At 38.0% G+C, this 16,999-nt stretch carries 13 protein-coding genes; 6 read left to right on the top strand and 7 right to left on the bottom strand.

Going from position 1 to position 16,999, the window contains the following annotated elements; translation table 11 throughout:
* Positions 1 to 4: 4 nt before the first annotated feature.
* From L647_RS0109085 to L647_RS0109065, 5 genes are all read right to left on the bottom strand, one after another.
* On the bottom strand, positions 5 to 1,471 hold the full coding sequence (locus L647_RS0109085) for a carbon starvation CstA family protein (protein ID WP_024610858.1): 1,467 nt from the start codon (positions 1,469 to 1,471) through the stop codon (positions 5 to 7).
* 291 nt (positions 1,472 to 1,762) lie between these two features.
* Complete coding sequence (locus L647_RS0109080; protein WP_024610857.1) at positions 1,763 to 2,680, bottom strand: carbohydrate kinase; 918 nt, start codon at positions 2,678 to 2,680, stop codon at positions 1,763 to 1,765.
* A gap of 2 nt (positions 2,681 to 2,682) precedes the next feature.
* Positions 2,683 to 4,206 (bottom strand): mannitol dehydrogenase family protein, encoded by a 1,524-nt coding sequence (locus tag L647_RS0109075; RefSeq protein ID WP_024610856.1) that lies wholly within the window; start codon positions 4,204 to 4,206, stop codon positions 2,683 to 2,685.
* Between the two features lie 68 nt (positions 4,207 to 4,274).
* Positions 4,275 to 5,996 (bottom strand): membrane protein, encoded by a 1,722-nt coding sequence (locus L647_RS0109070; protein ID WP_024610855.1) that lies wholly within the window; start codon positions 5,994 to 5,996, stop codon positions 4,275 to 4,277.
* Between the two features lie 216 nt (positions 5,997 to 6,212).
* Complete coding sequence (locus tag L647_RS0109065; RefSeq protein WP_024610854.1) at positions 6,213 to 6,893, bottom strand: HAD family hydrolase; 681 nt, start codon at positions 6,891 to 6,893, stop codon at positions 6,213 to 6,215.
* 414 nt (positions 6,894 to 7,307) lie between these two features.
* Between L647_RS0109065 and L647_RS0109060 the strand changes: the two genes are divergently transcribed.
* Together L647_RS0109060 and L647_RS0109055 are read left to right on the top strand one after the other, a co-directional pair.
* Positions 7,308 to 8,834 (top strand): catalase, encoded by a 1,527-nt coding sequence (locus L647_RS0109060; RefSeq protein WP_024610853.1) that lies wholly within the window; start codon positions 7,308 to 7,310, stop codon positions 8,832 to 8,834.
* Between the two features lie 105 nt (positions 8,835 to 8,939).
* Positions 8,940 to 9,464: an ankyrin repeat domain-containing protein gene (locus tag L647_RS0109055; protein ID WP_024610852.1), complete on the top strand. Its 525-nt coding sequence runs from the start codon at positions 8,940 to 8,942 to the stop codon at positions 9,462 to 9,464.
* A 100-nt stretch (positions 9,465 to 9,564) separates the two neighbouring features.
* Here the strand turns inward: L647_RS0109055 and L647_RS0109050 are convergent, their stop codons facing one another.
* Positions 9,565 to 11,577 (bottom strand): TonB-dependent receptor, encoded by a 2,013-nt coding sequence (locus L647_RS0109050; protein WP_050581978.1) that lies wholly within the window; start codon positions 11,575 to 11,577, stop codon positions 9,565 to 9,567.
* Positions 11,578 to 12,289: 712 nt separating this feature from the next.
* Between L647_RS0109050 and L647_RS0109040 the strand changes: the two genes are divergently transcribed.
* Positions 12,290 to 13,843, top strand: a complete 1,554-nt coding sequence (locus L647_RS0109040; protein WP_024610849.1) for a PepSY-associated TM helix domain-containing protein — start codon at positions 12,290 to 12,292, stop codon at positions 13,841 to 13,843.
* 109 nt (positions 13,844 to 13,952) lie between these two features.
* On the opposite strand, the gene yddG is transcribed toward L647_RS0109040, so the two are convergent.
* Entirely contained in the window at positions 13,953 to 14,861 is a 909-nt protein-coding gene (gene yddG, locus L647_RS0109035; protein ID WP_024610848.1) for an aromatic amino acid DMT transporter YddG, read from the bottom strand.
* Positions 14,862 to 15,042: 181 nt separating this feature from the next.
* Here yddG and L647_RS0109030 point away from each other — a divergent pair, with 181 nt between their 5' ends.
* The 3 genes from L647_RS0109030 to L647_RS0109020 form a co-directional block, all read left to right on the top strand.
* A complete protein-coding gene (locus L647_RS0109030; protein WP_024610847.1) occupies positions 15,043 to 15,696 on the top strand; it encodes a TetR/AcrR family transcriptional regulator in 654 nt (217 codons plus the stop codon).
* 3 nt (positions 15,697 to 15,699) lie between these two features.
* Positions 15,700 to 16,182 (top strand): putative 4-hydroxy-4-methyl-2-oxoglutarate aldolase, encoded by a 483-nt coding sequence (locus L647_RS0109025; RefSeq protein WP_024610846.1) that lies wholly within the window; start codon positions 15,700 to 15,702, stop codon positions 16,180 to 16,182.
* Positions 16,183 to 16,647: 465 nt separating this feature from the next.
* On the top strand, positions 16,648 to 16,999 hold a 352-nt coding region (locus tag L647_RS0109020), incomplete at its 3' end, for an amidase family protein (RefSeq protein ID WP_029880416.1).

The raw sequence follows: 16,999 nt of genomic DNA, 5'->3' as shown, positions 1-16,999 counted from the left end.
GATATTACATTGCAGGTTTAACTTTATGCTTAGAATGCACAATAACTAACACAATTAAACCAAGTATAACGACTGCAGCACCAATTGGCTTATTTAAATCGCTTGATAAGTTAAGCCCTATTGCTGCAGTAGCAATATAAGACATTGTTACACCTGTTGCTATAACAGCTGGAATACTCGCAATCCAATGAAAAGCTCCACGGTCAAATAAGTACTTAGTTGCAAGCCATAGTACGCTTGTAGAAAGCAACATATTTGAGAATGCAAAGTAGCGCCAAATTAACGAGAAATCTAATTTAGTCATAAAGTATGCTATAGCAAGTATTGGTACAGCCACTAATAAACGATTACGTAAGCTTTGTGGAATATTGAACGCATCAACAACCGTTAAACGTAATGAGCGGAACGCTGTGTCACCAGAAGTGATTGGGAATACCGCAACAGCAATAATTGCCATAATACCGCCAAACACACCTAAGTAGCTGTTAGCTACATGGTTAACAACTAAACCTGGACCACCTTGGTCAAGTAATGCTTTTAAGCCTGCGTAACCATCTGGAAACGCTGCAATACCCGCAAGTGCCCATACACAACCAACAATACCTTCACACATCATAGCCCCGTAATATACTGGGCGTACGTATTTTTCATTTGTTAAACAACGGGCAATAATTGGCGCTTGAGTCGAGTGAAAACCACTAATAGCACCACACGTAATAGTAATAAACAATAATGGCCACGTTGGTAATCCATCTGGGTTTGGTTCTAAAAAGTCGTGAGCGTGGTCGGCTTCAAAATAAGCCAAAAAGTCACTTGGAACAGGTAAATGAGGAGCATTAATTAATAATGAAATAGCAATTGCCACTGTCATTACAATCATTAGAGCACCAAAAATTGGGTAAAATTTAGTAATAATTTTATCAATTGGTAATAACGTAGCTAAAAAGTAATACGCTAATATAGCCACAACCCAAAAGGTGTTGTTTGCTAATATTGTACCTTCAAAAAAATCAAGGTTACTCAATAAGCCCGCAGGGCTCATAATAAACACTACACCTACAAAAAACAGTAGCATGGCAGTAAATACAAGCATAAAGCCTTTAAATACCACATTGTAATAGTGACCTGCGATTTCTGGTAAGCTTTTACCGTCTTCTTTTATACTCATTACACCTGAGAAGAAGTCGTGTACAGCACCACCTAAAACGTTACCAAGTACAATCCAAACTAGAGCAACCGGACCGTATAAAGCACCCAGTATTGGACCAAATATTGGGCCTACACCTGCAATATTTAAAAATTGAATTAAAAAAGCACGTACAGGATGAATTGCTACGTAATCAACACCTTCGCTAAAGCGTTTTTGTGGTGTATCAACGGTTGAATCCAAGCCTGCTTGCTTTTCAACAAATGGACTATAAAACTTATAACCCAGTATTAAAATAGTAAGGCAGATAAAAAAGATTATCATAAAGCACGTTTCTCTTTTTGTATGTGTGTTATAGAGCGCATGTGTGTCGCCCCGCCTGTTCAATCCGTGAATAATCAACGATCTTAACAAAGCGCCATAACCCAAACAATAAGACGTTTAGCTAATACCATCGGCAATGTAAGCTACTATTTATGCAATATGTGTATTTAACAATCCACACAGCTTATTTTATAATCGCGTTTTATTTTAGACATAAAAAAAGCGATTTTACCTAAGGCAAAACCGCTAACACACAATGATTGGTTGTTTTCTACGTCTGTTTAAATAAACTTATAAAGGATTCATAAAATTACTAATTTGCTGATGCGTTAAGCTTGGTGTTGCTCCCGCGCTTTCGGCTACCATAGCGCCAACCGCACAAGCAAAATCAACAGCAAATTGAGCATCATCGTTACTGCATAATTGATAAATTAGTGACCCTAAAAAAGAATCTCCTGCGCCTACAGTATCAACCACACTAATTAAGTAACCAGAGTTGTAATAGTTAACACCTTTAATTGTTAACAATGCACCGTGGCTACCCTTAGTAACGCATAAATATTCTGTATTTGTTTGCTCTGCAATAAACGCTAAGTTTTGCTCAAGCGAGTGGTATTTACATCCCATTGCTTTTGCTATTTCGTAAAGCTCTTCATCATTTAATTTAACAAAGTCGGCTTTATTCATTAAATCTACCAGTGTTTCTAGCGTGTAATGAGGCGCACGTAAATTTACGTCAAATACTTTAAAGTTAGCTACATCAACGAGTTGTTTTAATGTAGCCAGTGATGCTTCACTTCGACCGATTAAGCTACCAAATACAAACACGTCGCTATTTTTAACTTTATCGAGTAATGCGTCAGTAAGTGCTATGTTATCCCACGCGGTATCACCGACTATTTCGTAACTTGCCGAGCCACCACTGTCGAGCGTAACTTCAACAGTACTGGTTTTTTTATCATTATTAATAGCAATGTATTCGCAGCTTACGCCTTTACTTTTAATTTCGCCTAAAAGCTCAGTGCCTAACTCGTCGTTACCTACTGCACTTATCATGTCGGCTTTGATGCCTAATGAGTTAATACGCACACACATATTAAGCGGCGCACCGCCTAAACGTTTACCCGAATCAAAGCAATCCCACAACACTTCGCCAAAGCAGCTAACACTTACGTTCTCGCTTGATTTATGATTAATTAAAATACTCATTATTAATTACTCTTTTGATCAAGCACAGCTTGCATAATGGTTTTAATTTTGCTGTTAGGTGCATACAGCGCAGCAATCGATTTTTTATACTCAACAGTAAAGCTGTCGTTATTTTCAAGGTCGCCAAACAAGCTGGTTAACTTTAAAAATGCACATGGGTCAACAACGGTTTCTTGTGCGTATGCATTTAGCTCTTTATACATAGCATCTTGAATATCAAGTTTAGCGCCGTTTTCACTCACGCCTTTATCGCTGTACAAACACCACGTTGCAATAACTAATGCTGCAAGTGATACATCATGACCCTTTACTAAGTTTTCGTTTATTGATGCAATTAAAAACTTAGGTAATTTTGCTGCACTTTCAGAGCAAATACGCGCTAAACCATCTTTAATATTTGGATTAGAAAAACGCTCTATTAACGTGTCTTTATAAACTTCAAGGTCAATGCCTTCTAGCGGATCAAGTAACGGGGTTACTTCTTTATCCATAAATGCACGTAAGTAAGTAGCAAATAATGTGTCTGATACCGTTTCGTCAATAGTGCCATAGCCATGAATAGAGCCAAGTAAACCAAGTACCGAATGCCCTGCATTTAATAAGCGAATTTTCATTGTTTCGTATGGCGTTACATCAGTTACAAACTGTGCACCTACGGTATCCCAATTTGGGCGACCGTTACAAAACGAGTCTTCTATAACCCACTGCATGAAAGATTCACACGTAATTGGCCACTCGTCGCTTACGCCGTAAGCTTCAACTACGTAGTCAATATCACTTTTTTTAGATGCTGGCGTAATACGATCAACCATTGCATTTGGAAAAGTAACATTTTGTTCAATCCACTCGCTTAGTTCTTTATCTTGCTCTTTTGAAAAAGCTAAAAGCATTTTACGTGTTACGTGGCCATTGTGCTGAATGTTATCGCACGACTGCACTGTAAACGCGCTCAAGCCTTGCTCTTTACGCAATTTTAAAGCGGCAGTAATGTAACCAAACGCTGTAATTGGGTCGTTCGGGTTATTAATGTCGTTAATAATGTCTGGATTGCTGTAATCAAACTCACCCGTTACTGGGTTAAAGTTATAGCCACCTTCGGTAATAGTAAGCGATACCACTTTTGTATCGCTGTGTGCTAGCTTATTAATTACCGCTTGTTTGTCCTCTGGTGCAAACAAAAAGTCGATCATTGAACCAATAACTTTATTATCAATTTTACCGTCTGGGTGTCTTACCGTAAGGGTATAAAGGTAATCTTGCTGCTTTAAAATGTCACGCAGCCCACGGTTACCTTCTAAAAGACCAACACCACAAATGCCCCACTGCTCAGAACCTGGCGTTTTTAAAAGCTCGTTAATATAAACGGCTTGATGGGCGCGATGAAAGCCGCCCACACCAATATGTACAATGCCCGCTTTAAGTGCGCTACGATCGTACGTTGGTGTATCAACATGGCTTGGTAGTTGAGCCAAGCTCTGCTGGTTTAGCCCTGTTACAAGAGCGTCAGTGTGTTGTAATTGCGTCATAGTGCGGCCTTACTCAAACAAAAAATAAAATATAAATTATGATACGAAACTAATATCTCAAACTGTATTTACGATACTGTATTCAATACTTTATGGCGTTTTAACGACCAGTAAGCAGTTACAAAGTAAATTACAGTACAGATAAAACAGATTATTTCGAATTGCGATTTGTTCGCACCATAAATGCTCATTGTGTCGCTAAAGAACATGACTTGGCTGGCAAATACAAAAATAACAATTAACGAAATAGTAGAAATAGCATTAAGCAGCTTACTAAACATAGAGCTATCTATTACCGGTTTTGGTAAATCTTTAGCTTCTGTTGCTTGGTACTCTTTAATTGCTTTTAACTCTTGCTCGTCGGTAGCAATTTCACTCGTATAGTCCTCACCTGCACCGTATTTTTTAGCAAGTAAAGTGTAAATAACGATTGTGAAAATCCACGTAGGAATAAACAAGTAGTAAAATGACATTACATCAATGGCGTTTAAACCAAAGCCAAACACAAGCGCTAACGCCCAAGATGCTATAGCCGGTACGCTGCGGGTAATATTTTTATATTTAGCCCAGTAACGTGTTAAACCAATTTTAGGAAACAATACGTGCTCAGCAAACACAATGCCGCCTACTGGTACAACTAATAAGCCTGCGTATGTTAGTAGCGGTAGCATTTGTGAAAATACAAATGGGAAACACGCAATAATCACCGTAACAACACCCACTATAGCGGTTGTACGTTCACGTGATTGATTTACAAATATAGATTGTGCTGCAAGACCAGCGCGGTAAAGGTTTGCGTTAGCTGTAGTCCAGCCAGCAATTATTACAATAACAAATCCAGTCCAGCCTAATGCATGGTATGCAACATCACCCGGATCAAGCGATGAAATAGTTGTTTTAAGTAATACAGCAACACCTGCGCCCATAATACCGGCAGAGATCCACGCTAAGTAATGACCAAAAAACATGCCCACACCAGAGAACAAACCATAGCTTTTACGTTTAGCAAATCTAAAAATAGCCATGTCAATCAAACCAAAGTGAGTAATTGAGTTAGCAGCCCATGCAAAACCAATTACTTCTAGTAAGCCAATACCTTTTTCGCCATCGGCATTTGTACCGGTCCATATGGAGGAGTCTCCTATGGTCATAAAGTCACTAAAGCTAGTTAGAGAGGTAGAACCTAATACGTGATTTGAAAGCTCAGGGAATAACGCGAACGAGCCTGCAATAAATATAACAAATAGCCACGGTGCACAAAGCTTTGAAAAGTCAGCAACCGTCGAAAAACCATACATCGCAACAAACACAACAATAGAGCCTACCGCTAAAACAATAGCCACAAACCAAAAGCTATTAGGGTACCAATCAAGTTGAGCTGGTATATCAAACAAAAACCGCACGGCCGTGGAGGATACCGTGATCATGGCGGCCGATATAACACTAAAAATAACCACATTAGCCCAGTTATAGAGCTTGGTCATTGAGTTACCAGCAATTTTGTTTAAGTAATTATATAAACTTAAGCGTGTTTCTACTGCTATAGGAGCCGTAATAAGCCACCAAGAACACATCGCTAAAAGGTTACCTATTAGTAAACCAAGTAGAATGTCGATGGTTGAAGCACCTAATGCAACAAACGTTGCACCAATAACAAATTCAGTAGCCGCAACATGTTCGCCAGCATACAGCCCAGCAAAATGTTTCCAACCGTGTAATCGGTTATTAGCAACGGGAAGCTGCTCTTCGTTTACATCTTTAAATGATTGTGTGTGTGGACTCGTTGCCATGGTATTTCCTATTGTTAACAGCAAAGTATTTAATACCTAAATACAGCGCCTTTTATAATTTAGTTATAAACGCGTAATTCCTTAATTTGTTTTGTTATTGTTAAAGCAATAACTAACAACGCTTATATTTTGCTATTTATGAACCAGTCAGTGTATGGCTACAAATAACAATTTTAAATGACTGTAAATTTACAGTGTTCTTTATTTCATCAATATTTAAAAATCACTACTTTTAAGCATAGGGTAAGTATTAAAAAACTGTTCCCAATGCGTTAAATGAGCAACATTTGGGTAGGCTTTATGTACATGATTAATTGCCTCTTGCATATGTTGCCCTCCGCTATAATGCAGCACTTGCATATTTGCATCTATTGCTGCACTTACACCGGCTTTACTGTCTTCAATCACTAAACAATGTTTAGGTTTTACACCCATTTGCTTAGCTGCATGTAAAAATAAATCAGGCGCTGGTTTACCGCGCTTTACTTCACTGCTCGTAAATACTGTATTACTAAAGTATTTACTTAAACTTACTACGCTCAACGCCTTGGCGGTGCGTGCTGGGCTGCTGCTTGTAGCAATACAAATAGGCACAGCTAAATTCTTTAGTACATCGCTTATACCATCGGTTGTGGTTAGCGATGTTTCAAATTCGTTTAAAAGAGCTTCTCGGTAATCACCTTCAAAACTCTCTGGGAGAGTGACATTAAATGCGTTAGCTATTTTTTGGCTTACTGTTTTAAAGTTACACCCTAAAAAATGTTGCTGTACATAAGCACGATCAATATCAACGCCCTTTTCAACAAGCATATTAATTAATACTTGAGCACTCAAAATTTCGCTGTCTATTACAACACCATCACAATCAAATATTACAAGCTCAATTTTAGTGTTCATTTTGCCACCTTATAAATAATAATTAGTTTAACGACTAGTATAACCAGTTTAGTAAAACTATTTTGGTGCAACCCTCAATAATGAGCATAAGCCCAGCGATTGAGCATATTCCCTTTATTGAATTGATATGTCAACACGTTGTAAGTATAAAACGCACCAGCTTGGTGAAAATACACGCAATTAAAATTAAAAACCTCTGTATTTAATCAATTTTATTAATATGCATATCGACTAAGGTCGTAGTACCAAAATTGGTGTTAACTCTAAACATACACCTGTTAAATTATTTCATCTGTTTTTCAAATCAGACCAATCTAATTAATCAGTTTTACCGAAGTTAAAAAAATGAATACTATCGTTAACAGATTAACAGCCAGCACCACTGCCGGCACTTTTAAATAGATGAGGTCGACAATGAATACTCAAATAAACAAAACAAAATTAACACTAAGTGCACTAGCACTTGCAATGGCATTACCGGCAAGCGCAGCGACTACGTTAACTAAAGACAACGGCGCAGCTGTTGGCGACAACCAAAATTCAATTACGGCTGGCGAACGTGGCAGCGTATTACTAGAAGACGTACAACTAATTCAAAAACTACAACGCTTTGCACGTGAGCGTATTCCTGAGCGTGTTGTGCATGCTCGTGGTACTGGCGCACACGGTGTGTTTGTAGCATCAAAAGAGCTAGACGATTTAACAATTGCAGCACCGTTTGCACAAGCAGGTAAAGAAACTGACGTATTTGTTCGCTTTTCATCAGTAATTCACTCTAAAGGTAGTCCAGAAACACTGCGCGACCCGCGTGGCTTTGCAACTAAGTTTTACACAGACCAAGGTAACTGGGATTTAGTAGGTAATAACTTACCTGTGTTCTTTATTCGTGATGCGATTAAATTTCCAGATATGGTCCACTCTTTAAAACCATCTCCGGTAGATAACATTCAAGATCCTAACCGTGTATTTGACTTTTTCTCGCATGAACCAGGTTCTACACAAATGCTAACGTGGGTTTACAGCGACTACGGTACACCAGCAAGTCTTCGTAAAATGGACGGTTGGGGTGTACATGCATACAAAATGATTAATAAATCGGGCGATGTTAAATACGTTAAGTTTCATTGGGTAAGCCAGCAAGGCATTGATAACCTTGACTCAAAAGAAGTGGCAAAAGTACAAAGCCAAAACTTTCAGCATTTAACACAAGATTTATACACTGAAATAAACAGAGGCAATTCCCCTAAATGGGATCTGTACATTAAAACGCTTGATCCATCGCAACTTGATGACTTTGATTACAACCCGTTAGATGCAACAAAAATGTGGTTAGATATTAAAGAAACTAAAGTAGGAACAATGACGTTAAACCGTATGCCAACTAACTTCTTCCAATCTACGGAACAAGTAGCAATGGCACCGGCAAACATTATTCCTGGTATTGAGCCATCAGAAGACCGCTTATTACAAGGTCGTATGTTTTCTTACGCTGATACACAAATGTACCGCCTAGGTGCTAACCACCAGCAATTGCCAATTAACCGTGCAAAAGTTGAAGTGGTTAATTACAACCAAGACGGCGCAATGAACTACGGTAACACTACAAGCAATGTGAATTACCAGCCAAGCCAAGAAAACGTAGCTGAAAACCCAATTGCACGCAGAAGTAATACAGAGCTTAAAGGCTTTGTACAACAAGCCGCGATTAAAAAGCAGCAAAACTTTGCTCAAGCAGGTGTTATATACCGTGGTTTTAGCAAACAAGAACGTACAAACCTAATTAATAACCTAGCGGGCGATTTAGGTAAAGTTAAAAACAGTAATGTTAAACACAAAATGCTTAGCCACTTTTACAAAGCAGATACTGAGTACGGTACACGCTTAACAAAAGCTGTAAAAGGCGACATTAAAGTAGTTAAACAGCTTGCAGCTAAATTGTAAGTAGTTAGTTGAAAACAATAGTTCCAACTAAACAAATTGCTACATAAGCAACCACAACCATGAGGAAGAGATTAAATCTCTTCCTCTTTTTTAAAGGTCATTTTTATGCGTAACTTATTAATTATATTTACCCTACTATTAAGTTTTGGCAATAGCGCTTATGCTCAATCAACTGCTACTACACAAAATACGAATACTCAAACCTCAAGTGAACAAACACAAGATCAGGTAAAAGAGCAATACCAAAGCTTATTTGCTTATTACTTTGCTGCAGCACGTACTAACGATACCGATGTAATAGAGCAATTTGTAGATGCTGGTATTCCTATCGACAGCTACAACAATAAAGGCTACACCGCGTTAATGATTGCTACTTACCATGGTAATAAAAAGTCGGTTAACACACTTTTACACTTAGGTGCTAATGCCTGTTTAGAAGATAACCGAGGCAACACAGCGCTTATGGCTGCGATTTTTAGAGGTGAATTTAGTATAGCTAAAACACTTGTATCACTTGATTGCGATAACGCGCATCAAAACAAAGCAGGTCAAACAGCCGAGCAATTTGCACAAACCTTTGGTCAACAAAAAGTTATTGAATTATTAGCACAGGTAAATAATGCAAAATAAACTGCACGCAACAAAAAGCCCTAAAATAATAGGGCTACTTTATTTATTAAAATTTACTGCTTAATTTTAATAGTCTGTCTTACTACTTGATTAATACATGTTAAAAACGATACGTTACTGAAGCACCTAACGTTTGAGGATTCACTACTGCAACATAACCCGTTGGGTAGGGACCACTTGCAGGTTCAACCGACATAAATGCTTCTTCATCTAATGCATTATTAATAAAAGCACTCACCAACCAATGATCGCTGTTATAGCTTATTGTTGCACGCGTAATTGTATAACCTCCGGCAACACGCTCTTCTGTATTAGTTAAATCGCCATAGTAATCGTCTACATAATTAGCGCTCACATTTAACTTTAGGCTGTCTGTAAACCAATGCGATAACCCTAAACTTGCAGTTATTTCTGGTGCTGAGTTTAATTCGTTACCCACTGCATCGGAATAAGTCGCTGATTCATCTATTTTAGTTTTTAATAAACCTAACCCTGCATGTAGCTGCCATTGCTCACCTAACATGCTATATGCTTCAAGCTCTAAGCCATAGCTATGTGCATCGTCAATATTAGTGATTTTTCGACTTGAGCTTAAAGCTTGATAACCATTAAAGTTATTGTAAAAAATATTAGCACTAATATTTAAATCACCATTATTTAGTACGCTACGCGAGCCTACTTCATAGGTATTTACTGATTCTTGCTCGTAGTAATAGTATTCTTGTGCAGCAAAGTCTAAGGCACCACCACCAGCATTATAACCACGACGAGCACTTGCCGATAAGGTCGTGTCGCTAGTTACTTTATACTGAATAGCTAACGTAGGTAGTTTTATCGTATTAGAATCATCTAATTGCTCAACTAATCTACTGCCACTAAAAGCCATATCAAAATTACGAAGTTGTTCTTCACGCTCAACTCGCAGCCCCGCTGTTAACGTAAGCTCATTTGTTAACTCAAAGCTTGTTTCGCCATAAATTGCTTTAGAGTCACTACTATCGTCACCAAAATAATTGGTTGCGCCAACGCTTTTAAAGTCTTGTTTACGGTCAAAATAAGCAATACCTACAAAGCCCGAATAAAAATCACTATTTAAGCCAAAGTTTAACTTACTATCAATTGTGATATTTTTTTCATCCATAAAAATATCAGACTCAGCACTGGCAAGTGCCTCATATGCTTCGAAGCCCCAATCATAATCCATATATGCGAGTAATATATCGAACGAAAAGTTATCATTTATTTTATAGTCAATATTTACCTGAGTCGTGTCTGACTGGGTATCCATATCGCGCTGAAATAAAGGCACATAATCAAATGGCTCATCGCCTTCAAAATACTTACGACCTGTATTACCCTCTTCACTGTAGGTAGAGTAAGTTAGCTGTACAGCTAAATCTGTTGTTGGGGTATACAGTAATTTTGCACGCGTACTACTGGTATTAAGCTTATTTAAGTTTTTATCTGTTGGATTGGTTTCATGTATCGTTGGGTTGCTAAAGGTTTCACCATTTACATATTGAGTAGACAAACGAAATGCTAATACATCCTCAATTAAAGCCCCCGAAACAACAGCGGCTGTATCAAGGTAACTATCTTGATTTCTATACCCAACGCGTACAGCACCTTCAAAATTTTGTGTTGGTGCTTTGGTTGTCATATAAACTGCACCACCAATGCTATTACGACCATTGCTAGTTGACTGCGGTCCACGGTATACCGCTATTTGCTCTATATCCCACAAACCAGTATCACCGGTTAAATCAGCTACAAATGGCTGACTTACACCATCAACAAGCGTTGATACTCTTGCTTTAGAGCCACCACTAAATGAGTTAAAACCTGTTGCACCACCATTACCCGACACACCGCGCATATCTGGCACGGCTCCAGTAAGTACCACTACATTTGCCATTTCTGCCAAAGCTTCTGAAACCGAACCTAGTTGTCCATTTTCTAATAGTGACTTATCTACCACTGCAACCGATGTAATCGTATCTTTGAGTGACCTTTCGATTTTTTCGCCTGTTACAATAATTGTATCTATTGATTCGCGACTTGTTTCATCAGCAAATGCATTGCTTTGAGCCAATAACAAAGAGCTTGTAATCATTAGTGAAAGTTTATTAGGCTTAAATGAAGCTACCACAGTTATTTCCTTTTATGGATAGTTGTTTTATTTTTCGAAAAAATAGCACAAACACACACTTGTTGCAATTGAGTTTAGTTATCATTTAGAATAGTAATATCATTAATAAGTGTTTTAATTTATGTTGCAACTTACCCTTTCTCTTATTTTATTTACTGCTACATCCCTGTTTTATCTTAGTAACCGCCACCAACGACTTCTAAGCAAACCCATTAACAAAAGCTGGCGCAAGCTCGCATTTATCCTTTTTGTTATTGCAATACCATTAGCCTTATATGCTTTTTCTAATGCGGCAGNGCCGTATTTTTTATCATTTTAATGATAATGCTCGCTTTAATAATAGTTCCGCTCGTAAGCCTGATTAAACACAAGGAAGTAAAATAATGTCATCTGCACAAAGGCAAAAAATAAAACCAACTTGGCTTGGCAAAAGTTTGGCTGGTTGTTTTTTAGGGCTAGCGCTAGCGTTTATTCTCGTTGCTTTTTTTGCATGGTACGGAGCGGGAGGCATAGATGCGCCCGACAAAGTGCAATTTAATATGTGGATGATACCCATTTTATGGTTAACTATTTTTAGCCTCACCTACCTGTTTAGTTCAGCAAAAAATGCTTGGCTGACACTTGGGGGCTTAAATATAACGCTATATAGTTTATTTATAATTTTAAGGAATTGGCTATGAGAGTAAGAGCCGATATTTTGCGTACCTACCAAGGTGTGCATACATGGACAGGAATAATTGCAGGTTTAATACTTTTTATAGGTTTTTATGCTGGTAGTTTAACCATGTTTAAACACGAATTAGCGCAGTGGGCAAACCCCGCCAGTGCACCAGTGACTAAACCACACACTAACAATCACCAAACATTAGTTGATCAAGCAATAACTAAGTACCCTGAGCAAATGGGTAATGGTTTTTCTCTCGATTTATTAACAAATCAAGCGCCACTATCTTGGTATAGCCAAGGTAAAGAGCGCGGGATGAAACTTGATAATCAATTACAGGTACTCTATCTAAACCAGCAAAATGATCTTGTAATACAGCAACAAAGTGAGAATAAGCTTGCAGATTTAATAGATTACTTACATCGAACCGCAGGGTTTGCAGGCGAAATTGGGCACGATCAATCAGGCGTATATATACTTGGTATAGCATCTGCGCTGTACTTTTTAGCATTGGTGTCTGGCGTAATTATTTTACTACCTACGCTTGTAAAAACCTTTTTTGCGATTCGAAAAGAAAAAGGCGCCAGTCGCTTTTGGCTCGATAGTCATAATTTAGTTGGGATCGCCAGCTTGCCTTTTCATTTAATTATAGCGTTTACTGTGGTGGTATTTGCATTTCATGATCTGGTGTATGATGGTCTATCAGCATTTTATGACGATAAATCCTTTTTTCAACGACCTGCCCCAGCAGCACATAATTATCATATTGCAAACTTACCAAGCATAAATAAGCAGCTCTTAGCGGCAAAAAACTACGCCCCAGGTTATGAGCCAATTCACATTACATTTAGTCGTTTAAATACAAACAGTCCGACAGCAACATTAAAAATGAGTAATAGCAGCGCTGTCGTTCGCGGACCTGATACCGACTACTTATTCTTACACCCCTATACATTAAAAGTACTTAACTCAAGCTATCCGCAAGGAGATGATGGTGTTTGGGGTAATATAGTAGGAAGTTTCTTTTCACTTCACTTTGGTACTTATGGAGGTGAATGGGGGCGTTGGGGGTATTTTGTTATGGGACTACTTGGCGCATTCTTATTTTACTCTGGTAACTTATTATGGCTAGACAAGCGCTTTAAACAAGATGCAAACAAACGAAGTACACGATTTATGGCAAATTTAACAATTGGTGTTTGCTTAGGGTCAATGATTGCAGTGGTTGCCACTTTATTACAAGCTAAATGGACTAACCAATATATGGGTAACGCAAATTACAGTTATCTCTATAGTTACTATTTGGTATTTTTTGCCTTTGTTGCTTATACCTTTTTTAAAGGAACTCACCACGCTAGCTATTGGGGCTTAATGGGTATTGCATTTTTATCTGCTGGAATGGGAGTTTCAACACTTATACAGGCTTTATTATCTGATGATTTTTTAAAATATTATCAAAGCGGTTTTGTTGATATTAGCGCTGCAGTATTTGCATTAATATTTTATTATAGTGCAAAAAAAGTTAGAAATAAATCAGTAAGCTATGCAGTTATACCTGCAAAATAATAAAGAAAAAATTAATGAGGCGTATTGCACGCCTCATTAAAGGTATAAATTTAGATTTAAAACATAAACTATTAAATATCAGAACCTTACAAGCATAAACTAAAGTAGATTAGTTTACTGTGCGTTTAGGCTTTTCTCGCGTTACAAAGTAGCAAATTAGCGAGCCCACTGTTACCAGTACTACCCCTTGCCAAAACGAAGCACTCAGCGTAATAGATAAATACAACGCCGAAATAATAGTAGAAAACACCGGTGTAAAGTACGAAAGCGTGCCCAACAGCATTAAGTTACCGCCAATAATAGCTTGATTCCACAGTGCATAACCGCTCCCTACTACTACACCGGCTAATAATAACGTCATGCTTGAGCTGAGTGAAAACGTTAATGGCGCTTCATTACTAAAACCATATTGCGCCCACAAGCTCATTGCCGTAACAGTAAAAAATAACGTAATGGCATTTTTACCATTACTCAGCTTTTGCGTAACTACGCAATAAATAGCCCATATAAACGCTGCAGCTAATGCCATTAAATAAGTAGCAGGATTATCAGCAAAGTTAGTAACAAGCGTATCGACCGACATTTCTTGATCGCCCGTAATACACCAAGCAACGCCTAAAAAAGCAATAATCATGCTTGGGTAAACCCAGTAACTTACTTTTTTGCGCCCAATAATAATAGAGAGCAATATTGTTAGCGTGGGCCATAAATAATTAATAACCGCCATTTCCATTGCCTGATGACGACTATTTGCCATACCAATAGAAAGCGCCAAACAAATTTCGTACGATACAAATAATAAAGTACCTACTACCAAGTAGCGTTTTGAAAAACCACTAAACTTGGGCACTCCCATAACCAAAATTAAAAATATCGCACTAACAGAATACATAGCCGCAGCACCACCAATGGGGCTAAACAACTCAGAAATATCCCGTAGCAATGCAACTAAGCAACTCCACAGTAATATTGCAGCGACTCCATACAGTGTATATTTATTTTTGCTTATAAAATCCATTTGCCAACCCAAAAGTACTACTCGTAAATTTGAAACTAAACTAACAGTAATTATTTAATTAAACAATTAAAGTTAATAGCTTAAACCTCTCGCCTGTTTTTAACATTCACCCTTTTTAGTAATTGACCTTTTGGTCAGTAAAGCTACAATCAATCAATACGTTAAACACGCAAACTCTATAATGACCACACAAATAAAACCAAATAAAAAAGAAGTTACACGCGAGAAAAACCAAAAACTAATTCTAAATGCCGCCGAGCAATTGTTTTCGCAATTAGGTTACGACGGGGCAAGTATGAGCATGGTTGCTAAAGAAGCGCAGGTGCCAAAAGCCAATATTTTGTATTACTTTAAAAGTAAAGATGGTCTGTACGAATCTGTGATCGACCGCATAATAGCTAATTGGAACTTGGGCCTCGATAACGTCACAATTAACGACGACCCAGCTACCGTGCTTTATAACTATATTAAAAGCAAAGTAATACTCGCCGTAAATCAGCCAATGCAATCTCGCTTATTTGCCAGTGAAATACTGCGCGGTGCACCTTATTTACAAAACTACTTTAGAACCAATACCCGCCCTTGGGTTAAACAAAAGGTTGATGTACTTCAAGCATGGATGGACGCAGATAAAATGGATAAGGTTGATCCCTACCATTTGCTCTTTACTATTTGGTCTACCACGCAATATTACGCCGACTTTCAGGCTGAGGTTTTACTCGTAATGAACAAATTAGAGTACGACGAAACCGATGTGGCACAGATTACGCAATCAATTGCCCACATAATTTTAAAAGGTATTGGTCTTAAAATACCTGAACAAAGTGAGACTTAACCCATGACCCCCTTTACTACACCCGATTTATTTGACGATCATCGCGACAACGTACAAGTAGCAGACAGCGGCCTTTACCACTTTGGTAAAAAAACCACATTTTATGGCAAAGTAGTTACCGTTACCTGCCCAGAAGACAACTCTTTTGCTGCCGATATATTGCATGAAAATGGTGAAGGTAAAGTATTAGTTATAAACGGGTTTGCGAGCAAACGCTTTGCGTTTATAGGCGATATTATGGCTGAGCGTGCCTTAAGTAATGGCTGGGAAGGCGTAATAATAAATGGCTGTTGCCGAGATATAGAAATACTTGCCACGATGAACTTACCTGTAATGGCGCTAGGCTCTACACCGCGTAGTACCTTAAAGCGCGGCTTTGGTGATAAAAACCAAGCTATTACCATGCTTAGCACTACTATTGAACCTAACGATTGGGTTTACGCCGATATTAACGGTTTAATCATCAGTAAAACGCCCCTTATTTAGCACTCAAAATCATATAAATAAAGACCAACTTGGTGCACCTTCGCACCAAGTTGGTTTGTTTTAACTCATTTTAGTGTCACTATTTTTATAGCCCACATTTATAAACCTCATACAACCCACCAAAACCTGACCAATTGGACAGGATTTTAATTTATGGCATTCCTCTTGCTTAGTCTAAACACTATAAAATCAAAACTACCGATTAAAAAGCGGAGTTATACCAATTGCATTAAATTAGTGATCTATTATAACGCGAAGAAAATAGCGTAATAACAAGGCAAAAATTATGACATATAGTTGTTCTCTATGAATAATTTTTAACGAAGTAAGTGCGCTATTTAATCCGATAGAATGATCATGTTTTTAATAAAATTGGTATTCATAACAATAATAACCAGCCCGCTTTTTAATCACTCTTAACTTAATAAGTAAGTACTTGGTCAGTTTTATAATAATGAGCTGCAAATGAGTGATAAAAAAAACAACAAAGGTATATTTTGCAATCACGGTCCTACCCTGTGGCAAACAAACCAGTCTGGTCTACTTGCAAACAATCGCTTAGCCGTAAAAGATGTATTTGCAGTAAAAGGCGAGCGTAACAGCGCTGGCAATCCACACTGGTTTAAAACAGATAAACCAGCTCAAAATACGGCAAGCTCGGTTAATAAGCTCATGACCGCTGGTTGTAACTTTATAGGCTTTACCCACACAGACGAACTGGCTTATAGCTTAGAGGGTAATAATATACATTATGGCGCTGCGCAAAATCCTAAATTAAAAGGGCATGCTTGCGGTGGTTCGAGTATGGGTTCGGCAG

The organism is Pseudoalteromonas sp. TB64, assembly GCF_000498095.1.
Lineage (GTDB): Bacteria > Pseudomonadota > Gammaproteobacteria > Enterobacterales > Alteromonadaceae > Pseudoalteromonas.
Note: the sequence above shows the minus strand (reverse complement) of the source record. Positions and strands in the feature narration are given on the sequence as shown.